General features: G+C 64.6%; 24 protein-coding genes and 1 pseudogene. 12 read left to right on the top strand and 13 right to left on the bottom strand.

The features are described 5' to 3' along the window. Nucleotides 1-2: 2 nt before the first annotated feature. Complete coding sequence (locus CH275_RS27255; RefSeq protein WP_094681272.1) at nucleotides 3-1124, top strand: TIGR03364 family FAD-dependent oxidoreductase; 1122 nt, start codon at nucleotides 3-5, stop codon at nucleotides 1122-1124. A gap of 11 nt (nucleotides 1125-1135) precedes the next feature. Here the strand turns inward: CH275_RS27255 and CH275_RS27250 are convergent, their stop codons facing one another. Beyond that, entirely contained in the window at nucleotides 1136-2038 is a 903-nt protein-coding gene (locus tag CH275_RS27250) for an oxygenase MpaB family protein (protein ID WP_094681271.1), read from the bottom strand. 97 nt (nucleotides 2039-2135) lie between these two features. On the opposite strand from CH275_RS27250, the gene CH275_RS27245 reads away from it, so the two are divergent. Then, the gene (locus CH275_RS27245) at nucleotides 2136-2738 is read left to right on the top strand and encodes a TetR/AcrR family transcriptional regulator (protein WP_179276385.1); all 603 of its coding nucleotides are present in this window, start codon (nucleotides 2136-2138) and stop codon (nucleotides 2736-2738) included. A gap of 33 nt (nucleotides 2739-2771) precedes the next feature. Here CH275_RS27245 and CH275_RS27240 read toward each other — a convergent pair. The 4 genes and pseudogenes from CH275_RS27240 to CH275_RS27225 form a co-directional block, all read right to left on the bottom strand. Continuing rightward, nucleotides 2772-3160: pseudogene (locus tag CH275_RS27240) on the bottom strand (Dyp-type peroxidase); the annotation flags it as partial. Between the two features lie 9 nt (nucleotides 3161-3169). Then, the gene (locus tag CH275_RS27235; protein WP_256991241.1) at nucleotides 3170-4642 is read right to left on the bottom strand and encodes a PepSY-associated TM helix domain-containing protein; all 1473 of its coding nucleotides are present in this window, start codon (nucleotides 4640-4642) and stop codon (nucleotides 3170-3172) included. 180 nt (nucleotides 4643-4822) lie between these two features. Beyond that, nucleotides 4823-5350 (bottom strand): hypothetical protein, encoded by a 528-nt coding sequence (locus tag CH275_RS27230; RefSeq protein WP_094681268.1) that lies wholly within the window; start codon nucleotides 5348-5350, stop codon nucleotides 4823-4825. 112 nt (nucleotides 5351-5462) lie between these two features. Next, nucleotides 5463-6329, bottom strand: coding sequence for an alpha/beta hydrolase (locus CH275_RS27225; RefSeq protein ID WP_094681267.1), 867 nt, complete (start codon nucleotides 6327-6329; stop codon nucleotides 5463-5465). A gap of 225 nt (nucleotides 6330-6554) precedes the next feature. Between CH275_RS27225 and CH275_RS27220 the strand changes: the two genes are divergently transcribed. Then, nucleotides 6555-6809, top strand: a complete 255-nt coding sequence (locus tag CH275_RS27220) for a hypothetical protein (protein ID WP_143546899.1) — start codon at nucleotides 6555-6557, stop codon at nucleotides 6807-6809. A 37-nt stretch (nucleotides 6810-6846) separates the two neighbouring features. Here CH275_RS27220 and CH275_RS27215 read toward each other — a convergent pair whose 3' ends face one another. Next, complete coding sequence (locus CH275_RS27215; RefSeq protein ID WP_094681265.1) at nucleotides 6847-7422, bottom strand: TetR/AcrR family transcriptional regulator; 576 nt, start codon at nucleotides 7420-7422, stop codon at nucleotides 6847-6849. Between the two features lie 78 nt (nucleotides 7423-7500). Here CH275_RS27215 and CH275_RS27210 point away from each other — a divergent pair, with 78 nt between their 5' ends. Next, on the top strand, nucleotides 7501-8157 hold the full coding sequence (locus tag CH275_RS27210; protein WP_094681264.1) for an NAD(P)H-dependent oxidoreductase: 657 nt from the start codon (nucleotides 7501-7503) through the stop codon (nucleotides 8155-8157). A 27-nt stretch (nucleotides 8158-8184) separates the two neighbouring features. Here CH275_RS27210 and CH275_RS27205 read toward each other — a convergent pair whose 3' ends face one another. Together CH275_RS27205 and CH275_RS27200 are read right to left on the bottom strand one after the other, a co-directional pair. Next, nucleotides 8185-8826, bottom strand: a complete 642-nt coding sequence (locus CH275_RS27205) for a CatB-related O-acetyltransferase (RefSeq protein WP_094681263.1) — start codon at nucleotides 8824-8826, stop codon at nucleotides 8185-8187. A 26-nt stretch (nucleotides 8827-8852) separates the two neighbouring features. Next, entirely contained in the window at nucleotides 8853-9272 is a 420-nt protein-coding gene (locus CH275_RS27200; protein WP_094681262.1) for a nitroreductase/quinone reductase family protein, read from the bottom strand. 213 nt (nucleotides 9273-9485) lie between these two features. Between CH275_RS27200 and CH275_RS27195 the strand changes: the two genes are divergently transcribed. The 4 genes from CH275_RS27195 (at nucleotide 9486) to CH275_RS27180 (ending at nucleotide 13848) form a co-directional block, all read left to right on the top strand. Continuing rightward, a complete protein-coding gene (locus CH275_RS27195; protein WP_094681390.1) occupies nucleotides 9486-10484 on the top strand; it encodes an ABC transporter substrate-binding protein in 999 nt (332 codons plus the stop codon). A 65-nt stretch (nucleotides 10485-10549) separates the two neighbouring features. Next, the gene (locus tag CH275_RS27190; RefSeq protein ID WP_373453750.1) at nucleotides 10550-11548 is read left to right on the top strand and encodes a FecCD family ABC transporter permease; all 999 of its coding nucleotides are present in this window, start codon (nucleotides 10550-10552) and stop codon (nucleotides 11546-11548) included. Next, complete coding sequence (locus CH275_RS27185) at nucleotides 11545-12330, top strand: ABC transporter ATP-binding protein (RefSeq protein ID WP_094681261.1); 786 nt, start codon at nucleotides 11545-11547, stop codon at nucleotides 12328-12330. Before CH275_RS27190 ends, CH275_RS27185 begins: the two co-directional genes overlap by 4 nt. Before the next feature lie 9 nt (nucleotides 12331-12339). Beyond that, on the top strand, nucleotides 12340-13848 hold the full coding sequence (locus CH275_RS27180; RefSeq protein ID WP_094681260.1) for a protein adenylyltransferase SelO: 1509 nt from the start codon (nucleotides 12340-12342) through the stop codon (nucleotides 13846-13848). On the opposite strand, the gene CH275_RS27175 is transcribed toward CH275_RS27180, so the two are convergent. Together CH275_RS27175 and CH275_RS27170 are read right to left on the bottom strand one after the other, a co-directional pair. Continuing rightward, entirely contained in the window at nucleotides 13756-14349 is a 594-nt protein-coding gene (locus CH275_RS27175) for a VOC family protein (protein ID WP_218828833.1), read from the bottom strand. The two genes, CH275_RS27180 and CH275_RS27175, sit on opposite strands and share 93 nt — an antisense overlap. Further along, complete coding sequence (locus tag CH275_RS27170; protein ID WP_094681388.1) at nucleotides 14346-15524, bottom strand: acyl-CoA dehydrogenase family protein; 1179 nt, start codon at nucleotides 15522-15524, stop codon at nucleotides 14346-14348. Before CH275_RS27170 ends, CH275_RS27175 begins: the two co-directional genes overlap by 4 nt. A 288-nt stretch (nucleotides 15525-15812) precedes the next feature. Between CH275_RS27170 and CH275_RS27165 the strand changes: the two genes are divergently transcribed. After that, complete coding sequence (locus CH275_RS27165) at nucleotides 15813-16508, top strand: GDSL-type esterase/lipase family protein (RefSeq protein WP_094681259.1); 696 nt, start codon at nucleotides 15813-15815, stop codon at nucleotides 16506-16508. Here the strand turns inward: CH275_RS27165 and cynS are convergent. After that, entirely contained in the window at nucleotides 16414-16863 is a 450-nt protein-coding gene (cynS, locus tag CH275_RS27160; protein WP_094681258.1) for a cyanase, read from the bottom strand. The two genes, CH275_RS27165 and cynS, sit on opposite strands and share 95 nt — an antisense overlap. Nucleotides 16864-17076: 213 nt before the next feature. Beyond that, nucleotides 17077-17940, bottom strand: coding sequence for a class I SAM-dependent methyltransferase (locus CH275_RS27155; RefSeq protein ID WP_179276384.1), 864 nt, complete (start codon nucleotides 17938-17940; stop codon nucleotides 17077-17079). A gap of 60 nt (nucleotides 17941-18000) precedes the next feature. On the opposite strand from CH275_RS27155, the gene CH275_RS27150 reads away from it, so the two are divergent. Together CH275_RS27150 and CH275_RS27145 are read left to right on the top strand one after the other, a co-directional pair. Beyond that, a complete protein-coding gene (locus tag CH275_RS27150; protein ID WP_179276383.1) occupies nucleotides 18001-18813 on the top strand; it encodes a class I SAM-dependent methyltransferase in 813 nt (270 codons plus the stop codon). Then, nucleotides 18804-19850, top strand: coding sequence for a phytanoyl-CoA dioxygenase family protein (locus CH275_RS27145; RefSeq protein ID WP_094681256.1), 1047 nt, complete (start codon nucleotides 18804-18806; stop codon nucleotides 19848-19850). Before CH275_RS27150 ends, CH275_RS27145 begins: the two co-directional genes overlap by 10 nt. On the opposite strand, the gene CH275_RS27140 is transcribed toward CH275_RS27145, so the two are convergent. Further along, entirely contained in the window at nucleotides 19820-20116 is a 297-nt protein-coding gene (locus CH275_RS27140; protein WP_094681386.1) for a putative quinol monooxygenase, read from the bottom strand. The genes CH275_RS27145 and CH275_RS27140 overlap by 31 nt on opposite strands. A 599-nt stretch (nucleotides 20117-20715) precedes the next feature. Here CH275_RS27140 and dnaK point away from each other — a divergent pair. After that, nucleotides 20716-22596 carry a molecular chaperone DnaK gene (dnaK, locus tag CH275_RS27135; RefSeq protein ID WP_094681385.1) on the top strand — a complete coding sequence of 627 codons (1881 nt, stop codon included), beginning with the start codon at nucleotides 20716-20718 and terminating at the stop codon, nucleotides 22594-22596. Nucleotides 22597-22601: the final 5 nt, after the last annotated feature.

The following is a 22601-nucleotide window of genomic DNA, read 5'->3' as shown; positions in this document are numbered from 1 at the left end:
TCATGACATCGAAGTACGACGTCGTGGTCGTCGGGGCCGGGATCGTCGGCCTCGCTCACGCCTACCACGCTCACCGACGTGGCCTGACCGTCGCGGTGGTGGACCACGCCGACCGTGTCGCGGGCGCATCGGTACAGAACTTCGGACACGCCTGCATCACAGCGCAATCCGGCGACGCGCTCGAGTACGCACGAACCGGCCGAAGTCACTGGCTCGAACTCGCTCGCACAGCGGGCTTCTGGGCCGCCGAGTCCGGAACGCACTGCGTAGCCCGGCACGAGGACGAGTACACAGTGCTCGAGCAGTTCGCCGAACTACGCGGCCACGACCACGGGCGGTTGCTGAACCGCGACGACGTGCTCGACCGGCTCCCCATCTCCGACACCGATGTGGTGGGCGGCATGTACATGCCGACCGACGTTCAGGTCGACCCGCGTGCCGCCGCACCCGCCATCGCGCGCTGGCTCGCCGACTCCGGGGTGGACTTCCACTGGCGCACCGCTGCAACGTCGTTCGCACCCGGAGTGGTCCACACCTCGCGCGGCGACGTGCAGGCCGGCACCGTGTTCGTCACCGTCAACCACGACATCGATCGACTGTTCCCCGAGTACGCGGAGCGCGGCGGTTTGGTGCGATGCCGATTGCACATGATGCGCGCCACCATGCCGCTGCGTGCACCGCTACCCTCGCCACTGTTCACCGGCTGGTCACTGCTCCGGTACTCGGGATTCGAGACCCTTCCCGCCGTCGCAGACGTCGCCGCTCGTCTGCGGGCCGAGCACCCAGACTACGTCGAACTCGATCTACACCAGATGTACACACCGCAGCCCGACGGGTCGATTCTGTTGGGTGACACACACGTTCGCGAGATCACCGCGTCCCCCTTCCAGAGCGAGGAAGGATTCGAGGTGCTGATCACCGAGGCCAAGACGCTGTTCGGAGTCGACCGCATCGACGTCACCGAGCGGTGGCAGGGCACGTACTGTTCGGCGCCGGGTTCGGAGTTCCTGCTCGAAGAACCCGTCCATGGCGTGCACGTCGTCACCGTCACCACCGGCATCGGCATGACCACCAGCATGGGCCTGGCGCTGGCCAACGTGGACAAGGCTCTCGCACCGGCCTAGTTCCGATCGACCTACTCGACCCGTGGCGCGATGGCCGTTCGATGGCCGAGTGTGGGCACGTCGAGGGGCATTGGATGGCGTGTTCCGAAGTGATCCGACCACGAGCGATGTGGCCGATGTGGTCGCATCCCTTGGACTTTCAGGTACGCTGCGATGGCCGGCGGTACGGCCCGGCGATGAGCCGCTGACGGCATCGGCAGTCGATGGACCTCACGGAGGTCGTCGGTGAACACCGCCAGCAGCACGCCTGCGGCAATTCGCTTCGTTGGCCCGGGGAACCAACGGTCCTGCCAATCGGCGAACAACTGGTCGACGACCGCGCGCGCACCTTCGGTATAGGCGTAGCGAGACTCGTATTGCAATGTCCAGTGCAGGAATTGACTTCTGGCCGCAGGAACGTCGAGGCCCATGAATTCCCCCACCTGCCGCCAGAAGTGAAAGCGTGATTCTCGTTCGTTGTCGGTGAAGACGTTCACACCGAGATGCTCGACGATTCGATCCGGCTCGAAAGCAAGGGAACCCAGCGTGTACAGCTTGTCGTCGTCGGTGATGCCGAACCGGGAGTGGATCTGCTCCATCCGGTCGATGACCGACCGACCATGCGCGCTCGAATGGCCGTGATGGAGTATCTCACCGAAGAAGAGCAGCGTGTCGTCGTTGCGCCTACGCACGTCGTGCATCATGTCACCGGTGCCGGTGCGGTACAGAATGCGTGCAATCGACGGGATGGCCACCTGCCTGGCGAAGGCCACCGTGTACGCGGCGTGTGCGAAAACAGCGTCGCCATAACGCACTTCGAGGCTGAGGTGGGTGGCCTCCTCGTTGCCCGAGACGGGGTCGAGTTCCTCTATTCGACGTCCGATGGATCGACCCATCACCCATCGCTTCGACATGAGCTCTCTGCTCGACGCCATGCTCGTCCTCCACTCGATCGACACCGGCTCAAAATTGGAACGCTACCGTTCTCAGTTCACCATGCAACTAGGCACACACCCGTGTCAAGATGTAGTCATGCCGCCCGTCGTTCGTCCCTACCGAGGTGTCGCCGCAGACAAGCGTCGTCGTGAGCGCCGCGAGAAACTGCTCGACGCCTGCCTCGACGTGGTTGCGGAGTCAGGCGTCGCCGCCGTCACTGTCGACGGCATCTGTGCTCGCGCAGGCCTGTCCAAGCGATACTTCTACGAAAGTTTCGGCGACCGCGACGCCATTCTGGTGAGCGCCCTCGACGGCGTCATCGACAACGTCGGCGATGCTCTGGGAGACGAAGTGCACCGGCACGGATCGACGGCCGACCGCGTCGGGCACACGGCCGCGGTTCTGGTCCGCGCGCTCACCGCAGACCCTCGAGCATCACTGCTGTACACCGCGGCGTCGGCCAATCCCGCACTGGACGCGCGACGCCGGCAGATGGTCGACCGGTTCACGCCAGTGCTGATGCGGGAAGTGCTCGATGCCGACCCCGCGAACCCACGGGCCGAGGCAGCGACCGTTCTGATGGTGGCAGGGACGACCGAGCTGCTCGACCGGTGGTTCCGCGGAGATCTGAACTTCACCGAGGCCGAGTTCGTCGACACGCTGACTGCACTCGGCGTCGCCCTGGCGACCGCCTTCTGAGTGCACCCGCGTGTCGGTGGACGGCTGTCATGGTCAGCCGAGCAGGCTCTGCCCCAGATAACCGTCGTCGACCACACCCGGCAGTATCGCGAACACCGCAGACCTATCGGCGTTGTCCATTCGTTCAGCGCATCGAAGTCGGCCTCGTCGAACTCGGCGGTTCCGGACAGCGGGGCACCGGTGTCGAGAGTTCGCCCCACCGACAACTCACGGCCGGGTCGGTCCAGCTCGTCTCAGGTGTCCATCTCGATTCGGATGCGTCGCAACACCATCGACATTCCGTGCTTCATCCAGGACTGATCGCTACCGTCGTCCCAGACCAGACCGTCGAAGTCGGTACTTCGTGCTGTTGGATTGACGGTGCCGTCGACCTGTCCCATCAGATTGCGCATCGTGGTGCCCGATTTCTCGGTTCCCCGCGAGCGGGAGTTTCATGAGAGTTCGCTTTCATGATGGGAAGCAGCGGAATTGGCGGCTCTGGTCCGCGTTCGACGAATCGAACCGAGAACGACGTCGACCGCCAGGAAGGCCACCAGGCTCAGCCCGAGCAGCGGGACGAACCAGCCGACGGCGACCGCGACGACCACCAGTAGTACGACGGAGATCGGTGAGATCCGGCGAAGACCGCCACGCAGCGGCGGCCGTCCCACGGTGAGACCGGTTGCTTTGGTGGGACGGCGTTTCCACCACATCATGTAGCCGCGGACGATGACCGACGCCAACGCGACTGCAAGTGCAAGCAGGGCAAGCTGATTGGCCACACCGAACAGCGTCCCCATGTGCAACTGGATACCCCAGGCAGACAGCTTGGCCGCAAGAGGCCAGTCGGAGAAGAACACCGTGTCGATCACTGTGCCGGTACTGCCGTCGATCGAGATGGAGTTGTTCGACATCACCCAGGGCTGACGCGTTTGGGCGACGACGAACGCCACGTCGTCCGACGCCGGGATCGACACCTCCAGTGCTCCGTCGACGCCGTTGGCTTTCGCAATATCGAGGACCGAATCGATGCGGCCCACATTGCTGTCGACCGTCGATGCATCGGCGGGCATGTCCATCGAATGCCCGCCGTGACCGGAATGATCGGTCGTCGCCGCGCCGGAAGTGCCGATGGTCTTGGTGATGGCGGGCGTGGTCCAGCTCAGCGCCGACCGCAGCTCGGTGACGTTCTCGCCCGCATAGGTGGACCACGTGAGTCCGGTGGCAGACAGGAAGATCAGACCGACGGCTATCCAGATCCCGGCTACGCCGTGCCAGTTCAAGGACCTGTTGCGGCCCTTCGACTTACGATCGAAGGTGAGCAGTTTCGCCCGGCCTCGGTTGCGTCGATAGCGCTCGAACCACAGGTAGAGACCGCCGAGCGCGATCACCCACAACCATGAGGCAGCGAGTTCGCTGTAGAGGCGACCCGGCTCTCCCAAGTGCAGATGGCGGTGCAGTTCGGAAATCCAGGTGCGCACAGGCAATGCGCTGGACGAGCCGTAGACCGGGAGTTCACCCACGGACGTCGCGGTCGCGGGATCGACGAAGACGGCCAGCCGCTTGGATTCGCCGAGACTCGGATCGGTGAACATCACTCGGGTTGTGTCGCCGGGGTCGGCGGCGGGGCGCACTGCGGCGACGGTGAGGTCGGGTCGTTCGGCCTGTGCTGCTCGGATCTGATCCGCCACCGGAACGGCCGGGCCGGTGGGGTCGACGTGCAGGTAGTCCCGATACATCAGTTGTTCGATTGTCGGTGCGACGGCGTACAGCCCGCCGCTGATGGTGGCGATCAGGATGAACGGTGCGATGAGGATGCCCGCGTAGAAGTGCAGGCGCAGGATCAGCGGACGCCAGCTGCGAGGGCTCGACGGCCGGGTGGGCGGCGACGGATCGGCAATACGTTCTTTTTCCGGTGTGGACACGAGGACTCGTTTCTCGAAATGTATGCGGGCGCGCGAGTGTGCGCGAGGTGGCATCGCACGACGGACCGAGCCGTGCGGAGACGGCGCGAATCCACGACGGTGCGATGTACAGGATCGAATGCGGCAACAACCGCCTACCCGACGCCTGACGAACAGGGCGGGTGAGACGGTGGGTTGCGCTCAGACAGTTCGGACCGGTGGTCCTCTGTTCCCACAACCCGAGAGGTCGAGCAGTAGCGTCGATGCCGGGACGCGATAGACCGGGAGTTCGGGGGCGATGCTGGACTCGTCGACGACGAGAGCTGCCAGCAGGGGCAGTGCTCTGCGAAGCGACGTGACCGCGCGCCGGATGCCGTGCTCGGCTCCGCGAATGGCGAGTGCGCCGACCAGGACTGCGACGGCGTGTGCGGCGAGCATCTGCTGGGTCAGCATCGAACCGTGATGGTGACCGTCGACGGCGGTGAGCAACAGGTGCCCGATCGCCTGAGCTGCGGCCAGAACGGCCAGCAGCTGCGCCCGGGGCGCCACCGCAGTCGGTACCACTGCGGTCGCGTAGCCGACGGCCGCGCACACGAGCACCAGCAGCACTATCGCCGCGTCGGAGGGGAACATCCCGCCGCCGAACGCGTGCGCGGTGGCTGTGACCAGCGCAGACAGTGCGCCCACGGAGGCACCGCGCAGGGGCGCGCATCCATCCGTGGCAGACATGTTGGGGATCCTACTATCGACTACACCAGGTAGTAGTCATGAGTTGCTCAGCACGCCCGGTCGGATGTCGCTCCGCGATCACCTGCTCTCCGCCTGCATCGACCGACAAACGTCACGTCGCCAGGCGGCCGATCAACCACTGAACCGTCGCCTCACGAACTGCGTCGGCGTGATCGGTGAACAGCTCGAAATGCGATTCGGGATAGGACACGTACTCGACACTCTCGACGTCGGCGAGTGCCTTGCGTACTCGTGCGGGCGGAGTGATGGTGTCGGATTCGGCCAGAACCGCCAGAACCGGCACGGCGAGACGGGCTGCAGCCCTACGGGTCGACCACCGCAACATCGCCGGTAGCGAGGCAACGGTCACCTCGTTGCGATAGTTCTTCGCGCCGCGTGCCATGCCTTCTGCCCACTCGTACGCTCCGTCCGAGTTCATCGCCGCGACCTCGCCCGGCCGTCCCGCAGCAGGGATGGTCAGTCCAGGCCTGCGGACCAGCCGACGCAGTGCGTCTCGCACGATGACCGGCACGAGTTCCAGATTGGCCGTAGGAGTGAGGCGGATGAAGGGGATGATTGCGGCTACCGCCTTCACCCGTGCGTCCGCGGCGGCAACAGCGATAGCGTGCCCTCCGGACATGCTGGTTCCCCACACCCCGATTCGTTCGGAATCGATTCGAGGATCGGCGATCAACACATCGAGCGCAGCATGGAAGGTACGCAGCTGCTGGGGCAGATCGATGTGCTGCCGCACGGCCCCGGCGCTCGCTCCGAACCCGGGGTAGTCGAACGCGAGCGAGGCGACGCCGCCCGCAGCGAGCTCTTCGCTGTAATCAGGAATCAGCATTTCCTTGACTCCGGCAAATCCCGGTGCAGTGAACACTGCGGGCCAAGGCTCGACGCTCTCCCCCGCGGGCAAGGTCAGCACGGCGGACACCTCGGTGCCGTCCACCTCGAACGTCATCTGCTCATGGATCATCGCCCACCCCCTCGATCGTTGTCCCCCGGCCGAACTCGGCGGCACCCCTGTGTCCCGCCGACCCCTGCGCGTGGACGGTACTCGATCCCGACCGGTGAGTGGTCGGTTCCGGCAGAACGACGGCCGCAACTCATATCCGATCAATCGGTATGTTTGCGAGTGGTTATCCTGATCCTCGGTACTCGAACTTTTGAGCACTTCGGCGCTGTTGGTGAATGGAGAAGCATGGCGGAGAGCTCGGACGAGGCCCAGGCGCGGGTGTTTGCCGACATGCTGGTCGCCGAGATCGCTTCCGCGTCGGCTCGCGTGGAAGAGTCCGAGCACTGTGCGCGCAAGGCGTCCCGGGTCGGCGATTCCCGCAGTCAGGTGTGGCACAGCGAGGAAGCGCACACCCAGAGGCGGGCCCTGTACGAGTTGCACCGCCAGCTCGATGCGTTGCGTAACCGGTTCCCCATCATGAACGCGCCGACGACGCAGTAGACGCGGCCCGATTCACACTCCCATCCAGCCTGCCGCGTCAGGCCTTACCGACAATCGCGACGATCAACTCCGCCAGCTCCCCTGTTGCCTCCTCGGGGGCGAGCGCACCCGATACAGCCGCGTGCGACAGTGCATCCGCGGCACCGAAGATGGCGGTGAGGGCGGGCGCAGACAAGCCGACTGTGGCACTGAACGGCTGCAGGATCTGTCGACAGCGTTCGGAATAGGCATGTTCGGCGGTGCGCTTGACCTTCTCCAGTTCGGGTGAACCTTCCAGCGCGGCAAGCACTCCCGTCAGCTCACGCCCCTGGGCCAGTGCGCAGCCCACGTACGAATTGGCAATAGCGCTGGCGCGTCCGTCCAATGTCGCGGGTGCCGTCTCGAGAGAAGCCTCGAGCATCGCTGCCTGTCGGTCGTCGAATTCCGTGAACAACGCAGCCAGGAGCTCGGCTCGTGAGCCGAAATGGCTGTACACCACCGGCTTTGCGACTCCGGCGTGTTCGGCCAGTCGCCCCAGCGTCAGGGCGTCGGCCCCCTCGGCCCGGACGAGAGCCCACGAGACCTCGACCAATTGGTCGTATCTGTCCGATCGAGACAGCCTCGTTCGAGTCATCGAGGACCTCCTTGCGCTATATACGAATAGTAACCTACTCTTGGTACATAGCCGTTCGCCTCCACGAAAGAGCCAGCCATGACCGCACTCGTCGTAGTCTCCCATTCCGATCCCGACTCGCTCACCCACTCCGTCGCAAGATCCATTTCGGACGCGATCCGCACCACGGGCGGAGCCGTCGAGACAGCCGATCTCGCTGCGGAGAACTTCGATCCCCGATTTGCCATCACCGACCTGAACCTGTTCCACGGCAACGGCGCCACCCCTGCTGATGTCATCGCCGAACAGGAACGAATCGACCGGGCAGACCATCTGGTTCTCGCCTTCCCGATGTACTGGTGGTCGATGCCCGCCCTGCTGAAAGGGTGGATCGATCGCGTCTTCGTCAGCGGATGGGCGTACGAATACAACCCGGGAGTCGAGCTCATCAAGAAGCTGGACCGACTCACGGTCCACCTGGTAGTTATCGCAGGCGACGACGCCGAGAGCTTCGAACGCCACGGCGTGCACGACGCGTTCCGCACGCAGATCGAGCGCGGCATCGTCGAATACTGCGGGGCGACGGTCGGTTCGACGACATTCGTATACGAGTCGGATTCCAGAACGCGCGAGGACCTCGCTGTCGAAATCAGCGAGATCGGCATTACCATGGCCGCGCGCGTGCAGGATCGGCCGTCTCACACAGCTGCACGCAATACAGCACTGACCGACTCGAATTCACATGCGACGGTGTAGAACTCGCGGTGCGTAGTCGCCTCCCACTCAGTCGAATCGCGCTGCCACCGCGGCAAGGTCCGATACCGACCCGTCGGAGATCGTGCGGATGTGTTCGGTGATCGAGTCGATGGGCCAGTTCCACCAGGCAATGTCCAGCAGAGTCCGGATCTCGTCCGCGGTGAACCGTTCTCGGAGCACACGGGCGGGGTTGCCGCCGACGACGGCATAGTCCGGAACATCCTTGGTGACAACGGCTTCGGTGGAGATCACAGCCCCGTGTCCGATCCGCACACCCGGCATCACCGTGACGTTGCCGCCGATCCAGACATCGTTGCCCACCACCGTGTCTCCCCGCGACGGCAGATGGGACACCAAATCCGAGTGCTCGGCCCAGGCACCACCCATGATGGGAAAGGGATATGTCGATACCCCGCTCATTCGGTGGTTCGCCCCGTTCATGATGAACGTGACTCCGGTGGCCAAGGCGCAGAACTTGCCGATCACCAAACGATCGGGTCCGTAGTGATGCAATACGTTTCGAGTAGCGAAGTGCTCGGCGAACTCCGGATCGTCGTAGTACGTGTACTCACCGATGTCGATGAGTGGGCTGGACACCAGCGGTTTCAACAGCACGACCCTCGGCTGCCCGGGAATGGGGTGCAGGTTCGATGCGTCCGGAGCGGTCATGCTCCGACGCTAGTCGGCATCGAACGTCAGGCAGGAGTCAACCGGAAGATCGGGAACCGTCTCCCTTCGGCTGTCTCGACGTATTTCGCGAAGCCCTCGGACGCGTCCAAGAATTTCTGCCAGTTCGCGTCCCACTCGTCGTCGGGGATTTCCGACACAGTCACCGCGATGGTCCGGACGGCACCGTCGCCGGGAACCTCGACGTCGATAGCGGGGTGTGCGCGCAGGTTGTGCACCCACGCGGGATGTTTCGGTGAGCCGGCTGCCGAGCCGACGATCAACCAGCTGCCGTCCTCGGGAATCGCCATGAGTGGGTTCAACCGGATCTCACCACTCTTGGCCCCGATGGAGTGCAGCACGACGAGCGCATCACCGAACCCTGCCGTCGACACGTGTCCGCCGTTGCTACGAAACTCGTCGATGATCATCTGATTGAAGTCGGCCATGGAACGAGTATGCCGCTCATCACGTCGTTTCGGACCTGATCGAATCCGACGATTTCCATCGACGCGAGCCAAAGGTTAGCCTGTGCTCACACGCACGTCGGTGCGCATCGCCGTCGGGCAATCCCCGGCGGCTCGTTGCTGTCTGAAACCGAAGGACATCTCCAAGTGCTCAACGTTCCTCGCCGCGCCGGAACCCTCGCCGCCACGGTCGCCATGGTCGGATCACTCGTCGCCTGCGGGGCATCCGAAGAGGTGCCCGACGCGATCTCCGACACAACCGCGGGTGGGACGTCCTATCCACTGACGATCGAGAACTGCGGGGAGTCGGTGACCTTCGCCTCCGCTCCGCAGCGCGTGGTGTCACTCGATCAGAACTCCACCGAAATCCTGCTCTCGCTCGGTGTACAGGATCGTATGGTGGGCACCGCATCCTGGACCGATCCGGTCCGTGAGAATTTGGCCGAGGCGAACGCCCCGGTTCCCCGACTGGCCGACAACGCGCCCACCTACGAGGTCGTGGTCGATACCGAACCCGATTTCGTCACCGCATCGTTCGGACGCCATTTCGAGCAGGGCGGCGTTGCAGAACGCTCACGCTTCGGCGAAACCGGTGCTGCCACTTACCTGTCTCCGACGGACTGCGACGCCGGTCGCAGTGTCAACGGCGGCAACACTCGCACGATGCCGCTGACCATGGATTCGCTGTACCAGGAGATCACCGAACTCGCGGCGATCTTCGACGTCAACGAGCGCGGTGCCGAATTCGTCGATGAACTGAAGACCCGCATGGCCGACGCCACCGCGACCACTGCGAAATCGGGTGTCTCCGTGGCATTCTGGTTCGCGGACACCAAGAGCCCCTACATTGCGGGCGGACGCGGCTCGGCCGACCTGCTCGCCAGAACAGTCGGTATGACGAACGTCTTCGCCGATACCGACGACGACTGGCCTGCCGTCGGCTGGGAGACCATGGTGGATCGGGATCCGACCGTCCTCGTGCTGGGCGACCTGGCACGCAACCGTTTTCCCGGTGACCTGCTCGCCGACAAGATCGCATTCCTCGAGTCCGACCCCGTCACCAGCACGATGGCCGCCGTCCGCGACAAGCGCTACATCTCGCTGCACGGTGCGGAGATGAACCCGTCGATCCGGGCCGTCGACGGCGTCGAAAAGGTGTCGGCCGGACTGCGCGACCTGGGACTGTCGTCCTGACCGCGACCACCACCCCGCAGCGCACCGCCAAGCGATCGCAGACCTCCCGCCACCTGTGGCGTTGGGTGCTGGCCGTACTCGGCGGCGTCGTGCTGTGTGTGGTGTCGGTTCTCGTCGCCATCACGCTCGGTCCGGCGAACATTTCGCTGGTCAACGTCCGCGATGTGGTGTTGAACCATCTCGGCGTCACCGATGTACCGGTAAAGGTGTCGAAGAACGCGATCATCTGGGAGGAGCGGCTCCCCCGAGCACTCGTCGCTGCAGCCAGTGGCGTCGGACTCGGGATCTGCGGCGTCATCATGCAGTCTCTTCTCCGCAATCCGCTGGCGGATCCGTTCGTGCTCGGGGTGTCCTCGGGTGCGTCGACGGGAGCAGTCGTGGTCGGCGTTCTCGGTGTCGGAGGTGCCGCACTCGGGCTGTCGGGAGGCGCGTTCATCGGTGCGCTCGTCGCGTTCGCTCTGGTGCTCTTCCTCGCCCGCATGTCCGGCAGCGGAAACGACCGCGTCATCCTCGCCGGTGTCGCGACCACTCAATTGTTCTCTGCGCTGACGTCTTTCGTGATCTTCGCGTTCGCGGACTCCGACGAGACCCGCGGCGTGATGTTCTGGCTCCTCGGATCGTTCGAGGGAGTGCGATGGAACGACGTCGTGCTGTGCGTGACGGTGGCGGGCATCGGTGCGGTGGTGTGTTGCTACTACGCGTACGTGCTCGACGCGTTCGCGTTCGGCAACTCGGTGGCGTCCTCGCTCGGCTTCGACGTCAAGAAGGTACGCCTGGTACTGCTCGTCGGCACCGCCCTGATCACCGCGACGCTCGTCAGCGTGGCCGGCGCGATCGGCTTCGTCGGCCTCATTCTCCCGCACGCTGCGCGACTGTTGGTGGGTCCCAACCACAGCCGCCTCGTGCCCACCACCGCCATCATCGGCGCGATCTTCATGGTGTGGGTCGACGCCGTCTCCCGAGTCGCGTTCGCCCCCACCCCGCTGCCGGTCGGCGTCGGAACAGCACTGGTCGGCGTTCCTGCCTTCATCGCAATCATGGCTCGCAAGAGAGGAATTCGATGACACTGCACGCGTCGAGCGTATCCTGGAAACGCGGCGGCGCTCTGGTGGTCGACGGAGTGACCCTGCATCCGGGACCCGGGCGCATGGTGGGGCTGTTGGGCCCCAACGGTTCCGGTAAATCGTCGCTGCTGCATCTGATGGCCGGGGCGGCAACGCCCACTGCTGGTGTCGTCGAACTGGACGGTGCCGAGCTCGGTTCGCTCAAACGCAAGCACATCGCCCGCGCCGTCGCGGTCGTCGGTCAGCATGCCCACACGGACGTCGATGTGACGGTCGGCGATGTAGTCCGTCTGGGACGCATCCCGCATCGCGGGGCCTTCGGTGGAAGCGATCTGGACGACGACGCAGTGGACGATGCGCTCGCGCAGACCGGACTCACCGACAAAGCGGATCGACTGTGGCGCACGCTCTCCGGTGGTGAGCAGCAGCGCGCGCACATCGCACGCGCTCTCGCCCAACAGCCCCGCGAGATGCTGTTGGACGAGCCCACGAATCATCTCGATATTCACCATCAACTCGAATTGCTTACGCTCGTCGCGCGCCTGCCGATCACCAGTATCGTCGCGCTGCACGACCTGAACCTGGCTGCGATGTTCTGCGACGAGGTGGTGGTGCTCAAGGGCGGAAAGGTCGTCGCAGGGGGCACACCTGCGGATGTGCTGACCGAGGACTTGATTGCCGAGGTCTACGAGGTGCGAGCGCGAGTGTCGGTCGACGGTGACGACGGGCGAGTGCACATCCGATTCGACGCGGCGGCACGGCCCGAGGTAGTTCGTCGCTAACCTTGAACTATGAGTGGATCCTCGAACGACCCAGCAGTCCCGACCCCGAGCCTGCCCGCATTCGGGTTCGAGTCGACTTTGGCCGACGAGGTTCCCGGCGTCACTTTGCCGTGGCAAGGTGCCCACGCACCGGACCCTCGCGTGCTGATCCTCAACGACGGCCTGGCCCGGTCACTCGCCCTCGACCCGGCGTCGCTGCGCACTCCGGAGGGTGCAGGCGTGCTGTCCGGGTCCATTCCGCCTGCAGAGACCGCCACCGTCGCGATGGCGTACGCGGGTCATCAGTTCGGCAATTTCCAGCCACTGCTGGGCGACGGCCGAGCGCTGCTGCTCGGCGAGCTTCGCGACGATCGGGGCAGTCGAGTCGATCTGCACCTCAAAGGGTCCGGCGCTACGCCGTTCTCGCGTGGCGGCGACGGGCGCGCGGTAGTGGGAGCGATGCTGCGCGAATACCTGATCAGCGAGGCGATGCATGCACTGAACATTCCCACCACGCGCTCACTCGCCGTCGTCACGACCGGGGAACAGGTACTGCGAGAAGGGGGTCCGCAACTCGGCGCGGTACTTGCCAGGGTCGCATCGAGCCATCTGCGGGTGGGCACCTTCGAGTTCGCTGCCCGGCGTGAAGGACTCGCGCAGACCCTCGCGGACTACGCGGTCGCCCGCCACTACCCCGAACTCGTCGAGCGAGCGCCCGAGGATCGCTACCTCGCCTTCTTCGAAGCCGTCGTCGAGGCCCAGGCGGCCCTTGTCGCACAATGGATGTCGGTCGGATTCGTGCACGGCGTCATGAACACCGACAACACGACGATTTCCGGCGAGACCATCGACTACGGACCGTGTGCCTTTCTGGACGCCTACGATCCGGCGACGGTGTTCAGCTCCATCGACCATGGCGGACGCTATGCCTACGGCAATCAACCTGCGGTTCTCGGATGGAACCTGGCACGATTCGGTGAAACGCTGCTGCCACTGGTGAATTCGACGCCGGACACCGCCATCACAGCCCTCACCGCGGTCCTCGACACGTATGGGGATCGCTACCGACACCACTACGCTGCCGCTATGGCCCTCAAGCTCGGCCTGGCAGACGACGCCATGGACGCAGCACTCGTCGACGACCTGCACCGGTTGCTGACCGACCACCGTGCCGACTGGACCCTGACTTTCCGCGCCCTCGCCGAAAACCTACGCGGGAACTCGGAACCGTTCGACGCCCTCGTCCCACCCGACGCTTCCAGGAATTGGCTCGAACGTTGGCGGACTGCGGTTTCGGTACGGGCACAAGACTTTTCATCTGTCGCCGACGATATGGATCGCGTCAACCCGGCATACATTCCTCGCAATCACCTCGTCGACGCTGCCCTGAATGCCGCGACCGAGGGCGACCTCGAACCTTTCGAGCGGTTGCTCGACGTCGTCACGTCACCGTTCGATCGACGCGACAACTGGTCGGACTACGCCCTGCCTGCACCCGAGAACTTCAGTGCCGGTTTTCAGACGTTCTGCGGTACCTGACTTCCCGCGCACACCGGCCTGATCGTCACCTGGGCGGCTCCATGAATTCGATGGTCTCTCCATCCGGGCCCACTGCGTACATGACTCGGGTGCCACCTTGGTGCCGCCGGCAATCGGTTGCGGAGTTCCCTGCGCCCTCCACCCGAACTCCGCGATGCGCGTCAGAACCGCATCGATGTCGTCGACCTCGAAAGCAAGGTGGGCGAAACCCGGATCGTAGGGGCGAGACGACCCACACTCTCCGCGAACATCGCGATACTCCAGCAGCTCGATCGTCTGACCCGCGATGGTGACCACCGCCATCCGGACTGCGGCGCCGCGCGCTCCGGTGACCTCTCCGAGAAACTCTCCACCCATCTCACCGGTGCGTTCCAGGGTGGCTCCGAGACCGTCGATCCAGAACCGGAGGGCTTCGTCGAGGGAACCCACGGAGAATCCGACATGGTCGGAGCGAAGAATTCTGAAGGACACGTCCGGATCGCCTTCGCGTGGTGCGTTCACGAGGTGCGCTTCTGTTCGGCCCTGATCAGGCCGCCACCGACGATCAACCGCTGAATTTCGCTGGTGCCCTCGTACAACCGGAGCAGTCGTACATCACGGTAGATGCGTTCGACCGGAACCTCGCGCATGTACCCCGCACCACCATGGATCTGGACGGCCAGATCGGCGACCCTCCCCACCATCTCGGTACAGAACAGTTTCACCGCAGACGGAGCGATACGCCGATCGGTCTCCTGCACCCACGCCCGCGCAGCCTCACGCACCATCGCCCGGCCCGCCATGACACCGACCTGCTGATCGGCGATCATGGCCTGCACCAGCTGAAAATTCCCGATCGGCTCACCGCCCTGAGTGGACGCTGCGGCATAGGACACCGACTCGTCCAGCGCGCGCTGCGCCTGACCGACAGCCAGCGCAGCAATATGCACCCGTCCCCGCGCCAGAGACGTCATCGCCGCCTTGTACCCGATGTCGCCATTCCCCCCGACCAACGCGTCGGCCTCGACCCGGACATCGGTGAAGTTCACATCGGCGGTTCCGGAGCCCTGCTGCCCCATCTTCGCGTCCTTGACGCCCACCTCGATTCCCGCGGTGTCGGCGGGAACCAGGAATACCGCAATACCGTTGCCACTCTCCGGTTTCGGGTCCAGCTTGGCGAAGACGACGAACATGTTCGCGATAGGCGCATTGGTGATGTATCGCTTGCTGCCGTTGATGACCCACCCGGCGCCGTCGACCTTCGCAGTGGTCTTCAGGCCCGCCGGATTGGATCCGGCCCCGTCCTCGGTCAGAGCGAAGGAGGCAACGATGTCGCCTGATGCCATGCCCGGCAACCACGTTGCCTTCTGCTCCTCGGTACCGAAGCCCACGAGCACCTGCCCGGCGATCCCGTTGTTGGTGCCGAACATCGATCTCAACGACAACGAGGTGTAACCGAGCTCCATCGCGAACTCGACGTCCTGAATCAGGTTCAGGCCCAGCCCGCCCCACTCCTGCGGGATCGCGTAGCCGAACAGTCCCATCTCCGCCGACTGCTTGCGAAGATCCTCCGGAATCGAATCGGTGTTCATGATCTCGAGTTCACGCGGCACGACACGTGACCGAACGAAATGGTGAACCTGCGTCAAGACGTCCGCGAAGACGTCATCCGGTACATCGGGATTCAGCGAGTTCATGACACCACTATCCCGCGATGCATCGGAGTCGGTCAATGACGCGACCTCGTCGACATCACCGAATGAAGTCCTCACCCAGCTCTTGTCACTGCCGCAGACGAAGGACCTCGGATCGAGCGAACCGAACCGAACCGCCGGAGTGTCAGCACCTCGATCTCGAGCAGTGAAAGCCTATTTTCATCGATCGAATTCGCCTGGTAATCGAATTCGACAACGAAATTCGCTCCGTTTCGGAAGGCATACCCAAACGCACTCTCGCACAACAGGGGTAGACGAACGCATTCCGACATGGTCGCTCTGGGCAGCTCATTCGCTGCCGGACCCGGAATCGAACCCGTTGTCGACGACAAGGCGATGAGGTCCGGCAGAAACTACGCACACTTGGTCGCCGAGGACTTGGGTGCCGCACTCCCGGATGCAACGGTGTCGGGTGCCACCACGGCCACGATCCTCGACAAGAAGCAACGAGTGTCCACGACGCGGTTCGCGCCACAGATCGACGCAGTCCGAACCTCCACCGATCTGGTGACGATCACCGCGGGCGGCAACGATCTGGGCTACCTGGGCGCACTACTCGGATGTGCTGCGGCGAACCGGGTAGCGCACCGCCGAGGAGATTACGTTCGCGCGCAACGTCGCGGCGACGCTGTCCGACATCTATCTCGCCGCCGGATCGAAGACCGGGGCAGAGATAGTGTCCGCGTTATCTTTCGAGCCTGGCCACGGTACTGGATCAGCACAACCCTGGCTTCACGGCTTCCGCCCCGACGGACTCCTTGCCGGGTCGTTCCATCCGACTGCCGAGGGTATGCGCGCTGCAGCAGATCTGGTGTTGGAGCTTCTCCGAACCAGCGAGGGGACCGGCAACGGGTGTCGTTGGCACCCGCCCCTACTCGGTCCATCGATAGTCGAGGAACTTACCGTCGAACGTCACCACGACCCGATCTCCATCGTCGTGCGGGCGTCGTTCGACGTTCATCGTGAAGTTGATGGCACTCATGATGCCGTCGCCGAACTCCTCGGCGATCAGTTCCTTGAGCGCCGGGCCGTACACCTCCAGCGCCTCGTGAAACCGGTAGACCGTGGGGTCCGAGGAGATGTCGAGTGACCCGCGATAGGGAGCCAAGGTCAGCTCGAACAGCGAGCCCTCGGGCATGTTCAGCTTCTCTGCAAGCAGATCGGCATGAGCGACGCTCAGCGGATGTTGGCCGTACAGTGCCGACACCGTCCATGCCACCGGCATGTCGATAGCCGCGGCCAAGCCGGCCCAACTCAGTCCAGCTCGTGCGCGTGCAAGTCGAATCTCGTTGATCAAGGGCTTACCTTCGAAACCGGTCACGAGCTCTCTCCTTCGTAGTGGTTCTTCGGCTGGGCCTCTCGAGACCACGCCCGGCCGCCCGACGTCCCAGTCTCAGCCGAAACCTTCTGTCTCGCAACATGTGGACTCGGCCTCGTCCTTGCCACACCCGGACGCCCCGAGTATCCGACGGTGGGGCCCGCGCCTCCGTAGAGGCTCGTTTCGAGCCGAAGAATCAGAACTCGGCGGGCCTACTCATCGACGCGTCGCGGCGAACACGTCGACCGGATGCGGCACCCGAGGCCTGCCATCGGCACCGGGCACCGAGACCGCATCGAGGTAGGCACGCACCGGCCCGCGTAGATCTGGGGTCAGCCTGGCCTGTACGGAGAAGTCGAGCACCTCGTCGCTCGCGGAGGAGAGGTCGATCTGCGCGTCCAGAGTGACCACGTCCTCGAGGGAGATGCCGGCGTCGACGAAGGCACTCTCGACGTCGGCGCTGAACCACTGCCGGTGGCCCTGCAGCGGCGGGGCGAGAACGCCGACCAGCGCGTTGAGCGCAGCCGTCGGCGCAATGGCCACCCACAGCTCGCCGCCGGGGCGCAGCAGGCCGAGTGCGACACGAAGCGTCGACACCAGGTCGGCGACGTAATACATCGAGTGCACGAACATCACGACGTCGAAGGTCTCGCCCACCGAGGAGTCGTCGAACGACGCCACGTACGCGTCGGAGCTGAGCTCGTCCGCCCCCAGAGCCGCCATCGTCGCGACGAAGCGCTCCGCGCTCCCCACCCAGGGGTCGACGCCGACGTACCGCACCGGTCGGCCGGGAACATCCCGCACCATCCCCGCGGCGAGGCGGGCGTCCAGCGAGCCGTCGCCACAGCCCACCGACAGCACCGAGACCGGTCTGTCCCCGATCGCTGCCAGCCGGCCGGCGAGGTGCTCGGCGATCAGGCTGCGCTGGTCGGAGAGGCCCTCGAAGGCGGCATGCTCGCGTGCATAGGACTCGGGCTCGAGGCCGGCCAGGGCTACCGCACCACGCCGCGCCACTCGCACACCGTCCAGAAGCACGGCCGCGATGTCGGTCGGCGGATTCGGAGCTATGTTGGACGTCACAGTAAGTCCATCATGACGCACCCACCCGGTGCTTCGCGGTCGGCTTCCAGAAGGAGTGGCATGAGCAGCGGAGATACGGCCGAACGCAGTCTCGAGCATTGGAGCGAGGCCGGTCGCACGGGCATGGAGGCGTTCTACGCTCTGGCTACCGAGGACTACCACCAGCTGGCCCTGGCCGCCGACTGGCCCACCCTGCTCGCCGGACGGGCGCACGAGAACTGGTCACTGCTCGATGTGGCCTGCGGCAGCGGCAAATTTCCCACCGCGCTACGCCGCTACACCGATCTGTCCGCCGTGCCGGAGCTGGCCTACGATCTGCTCGACCCGTCTGCGTTCTCGGTGGCCGAGGCACGAGGGGCGCTCGAGGCACCGTTCATGGCCCGCCGTGACCTGGTGATGACGCTGCAGGACCTGCCCACCGAGAACACCGGCTACGACGTCGTCTGGGCCACCCACGCGCTCTATGCACTTCCTCCGGCCGAACTGGACGCCGCCGCCGAGCGGTTCGTCGCCGCGCTGGCCCCCGGCGGTCTCGGCCTCGTCGCGCAGGCCACCGAAGCGTCCCACTACATCGCGTTCTACGACGCCTTCCGCGCAGGCGTCCGTGAGGCGACGCCGTACACAACGGCCGAGCAAGTGCGTGACGCACTGATCCGAGCCGGCGCGGACGTGCGCGACCAGCGCGTCAGCTACACCACCAGCACGTCCGATCGCGTTGTCGCCGAGGGCTTTCTGCAGCGCTGCGCCTTCGACGACTCCGTATCGCTCGAGGAGATGGAGGCGGCACCGGTGTTGGGCGACTACCTTGCCTCCTGTCGCGACGCGTCCGGTTCGTACACCTTCTCGCACGAGGCGGCCCTGTTGTGGCTCTGAACGAACCTGCTGCGGCTCTGGACCCGACGACCAATGAGCTTCTCCCCGAACAGAATCGCGACGGCGGTATCGATCAGGACTGGGCAGGCAACGATCAGGACTGGTGGGACTGGTATGTCACGCTGGCCGCCAACGACACGATGCCGACCGAGCTGGTCGACGGTCCCGGCCTACCCGACATCGAGCCGGCGACGGACTCGCAGGTCGAACGTGAGCTTGCCGAGCCGTACGACCTCGACCCGGCCGCGGTCGAGTCCTTCGCTCGAGAAGCCTTCGTGCGGCTGCCCGCTGTCTTCACGCCGGCCGTCGTACGTCGCCTCGCCGAGCGCCTCGAGGAGCTGCTGCGAGCCGAGCACGGTGACGACGTCGCGGGCCGATTCACTGCGCTCGAACAGATGTGGCTCCATGACGACCTGATGCGCGCCGTGGCGCTGTCTCCCCGAATCGGAGGCTTGGCCGCGGCTCTGCTCGACGAACCGGCCGTTCGGCTCTATCACGACAACGCGCTGTCGAAGGAGCCCGGTTGCGGACGCACACCCTGGCACCACGACGCCGAGCATTTCCCGTTGCACACCACCCAGGCGGTCACTGCGTGGATGCCCATGTCGGCGATCCCCGGCCGAATGGGTCCGCTGTCGTTCGCTCGCGGCCGAAAGGCGCTGGACGAGGTTGCGGACCTGGAGTTCGACAAAGTCGGCACGTCGTACGACGAGGCCGTCGCGCAGCGCTTCGTCGAGCGTGACGTCGCGGTGCAGTCGGAACCGTTCGCAGTGGGCGACGTGTCGTTCCATTCCGCGCTGTGCTTCCACACCGCAGGGCCGAACCTGACGACGCAGCCTCGTCGTGCGCTGGCCACCACCTATTTCGCCGACGGTGCTCGGGTCGTGGAATCGCCGACGCTGATCAGTGGCACGTGGCGCGAGTTCCTCCCCGGCGTCGAGCCCGGCGGCCTCGCGGCTTCCGAGCTGAATCCGGTGGTCGGCCGCATCGCAGACTTTGGAATCCGTCAGAGTTTCTCGGCAAGCACATCGAGATAACTGATTTCGGGCGGCGAGGCGAAAAGTTCGTCCGCACGTTCGCCGAGAGCCTGGCCGACCGGACCGTTGAGATGCGTCTCACGGGCGGCCTCGTCGGGGAATGCGTCGACGATGCCGAACGTCGAGGGACCGAACCGTACCGCCAACCAGGGTCGGGTGCCGGGTTCCTGTTCGACGAGGGGTTGGGCCGACCGGAGAAACTCCTCGACTGCGCCTTCCTTGCCGGGCTTGGCTTCGAGTCGGACCAGCAGTGCTTTGGTAACCATGACGGTTCTCCTGTTCGGGGTGGTGGACACGGCCAAGCATCACACCATCGACCGGCAAAGGGAAGAGCTTCCAGTCCGCGCACGAACGAATTTTGTTTTGCCACCAGTAATCTCGGAGCCGAGAGAGGAGACTCGACCGGTAGAGGGAATAGACACGCCAGGTGCAGCGCCGGCCGAATTTCGGTCACGTCGCGAAACATGTTGATGTACCAACGTTTTGGGTTACCGGTCAATTCAGTGTGCTGCTGCAAACTGCCCACACCGCGTATCGGCTCGAACATCACGATCTGTTTGCACGGATACAGAAATATCGAACGACCGACACTGGCCGACGACGACAGTCGCGACCAGGGATTCAGGCGGTCGACCTCCGTTGTACGGTGAATAATGCTGTCTACCAGCCGCATTCGTTCTCATTCAATCATTTTTCGCTGCGGGTGCGTCGGCCACCTTCTCGACCTGCATTTCCCAACAGGCGTGCCGATCTCGACTCGTACCAGCCAGTACAACCACCTCACTACGAAGTCTTCGCCGATGTCGGGGTAACGGACGACGCTGTCCACATGCTCACCGGCCGGACCGATCGAAAGGAACGAGTCATGGCGACTGCTGTGGGTATAGACCTGGGCACCACCAACTCCGTCATCGCCAGCTGGCAAGGCGGCGAGCCGGTGGTGATCTCCAATATCGAGGGAGCGCGGACTACGCCGTCGGTGGTGGCCTTCACCGAGAGCGGAGAACGGCTGGTGGGTCAGCTTGCCCGACGGCAGGCGATCTTGAATCCGAAGGGCACGATCTACTCGGCGAAACGCTTCATCGGACGCCACTACGACGAGATCTCCGATGAGGCAAGAGCGGTCAGCTTCGACATCGTGGCCGGTGACAACGGCGAGGCCCGAATCGATGTGCGGGGCAAGAAGTATGCGCCGGAGGAGATCAGTGCCCTCGTACTGCGCAAGCTCGTCGACGACGCGAGCAAGTTTCTCGGCGAGAAGGTCAAGGAAGCGGTCATCACAGTTCCGGCGTACTTCAACGACGCGCAGCGCAACGCCACCAAGGACGCCGGCCGCATCGCGGGCCTCGAAGTCCTGCGGATCATCAACGAGCCGACGGCTGCGGCGCTGGCGTACGGCATGGACAAGCAGGTCCACGAAACCGTACTGGTCTTCGACCTCGGCGGCGGCACCTTCGATGTGAGCTTGCTCGACGTCGGCGAGGGTGTCGTCGAGGTTCGGTCGACGGCCGGCGACTCTCACCTGGGCGGGGACGACTTCGATCGACGCCTGGTGGATTACCTCGCCGACGACTTCCAGCAGGTGGAGAACATCGATCTGCGCAAGGACGCACAGGCGTTGCAGCGCCTTTTCGAGGCCGCAGAGAAGGCCAAGGTCGAGTTGTCCTCGGTGACCCAGGCCCAGGTCAACCTGCCGTTCGTCACCGCCGATTCGGACGGTCCCAAGCACCTCACGACCACCGTCATGCGATCGAAGTTCGAGGATCTGACGGCGGATCTCGTGGAGCGCTGCCTCGACCCGGTGAAACAGGCAATGAGTGATGCCAAGGTCACCGCCAACGACATAGACGAAGTGATTCTGGTCGGTGGTTCGACGCGCATCCCGGCGGTGCAAGCCCTGGTTCGCCGGCTCACCGGCGGCAAGGACCCCCACATGGGCGTCAATCCGGACGAAGTCGTCGCTCTCGGCGCGGCGGTTCAAGCCGGCGTGCTCAAGGGCGAGGTCTCCGACGTGCTGCTGCTCGACGTCACCCCGCTGTCTCTCGGCGTCGAGACACAGGGCGGGGTGATGACCAAGATCATCGAGCGCAACACGACCATCCCGGCCCGCCGCAGCGAAGTGTTCTCCACCGCGGAGGACGAGCAGTCCGCCGTGGACGTCGTTGTGCTGCAGGGCGAACGCGAGCGGGCCGCCGACAACCGTTCGCTCGGGCGTTTCCGTCTGGAAGACATCCGGCCCGCACCGCGCGGCGACGCCCAGGTCGAGGTCACGTTCGATATCGACGCCAACGGCATCCTCAATGTCACGGCCAGGGACAAGGACACCGGAAAGGAACAGAGCATCACGATCAGTGAGCAGAGCAATCTGGACCCGAGCGAGGTCGAACGCATGCTGGCCGAGGCCGAACGGAATCGGGGTGAGGACGAGGCGCTGCGCAAAGCTGTCGACGCGCGCAACGAACTCGATTCCGTTGCGTATCAGGTGGAACGGCGACTCGCCGAACTCGGCGACAGCGCGCCACCGCACGACAGGGCACGGGCCGAGATGCTGATCGCCGATGCCAGAAAGGCCGTGAAGGACGGCGCTTCGCCTGCAGATGTACAACCACTCGCCTCCGAGCTCCAACAGCTCCTCTACGGGCTCGTGCCGGTACAGGACGGCGGTGACGGACGTCAGGTCGGTGGCGCGGACGCGGCCTCGACCGATGACGACGACGTGATCGACGCCGAATTCGATCGAAGTTGAGCTAC

The sequence above is a fragment of the Rhodococcus sp. 06-235-1A genome (assembly GCF_002258785.1).
Classification (GTDB): domain Bacteria; phylum Actinomycetota; class Actinomycetes; order Mycobacteriales; family Mycobacteriaceae; genus Rhodococcoides.
This window is presented reverse-complemented; position numbering and strand designations above follow the sequence as displayed.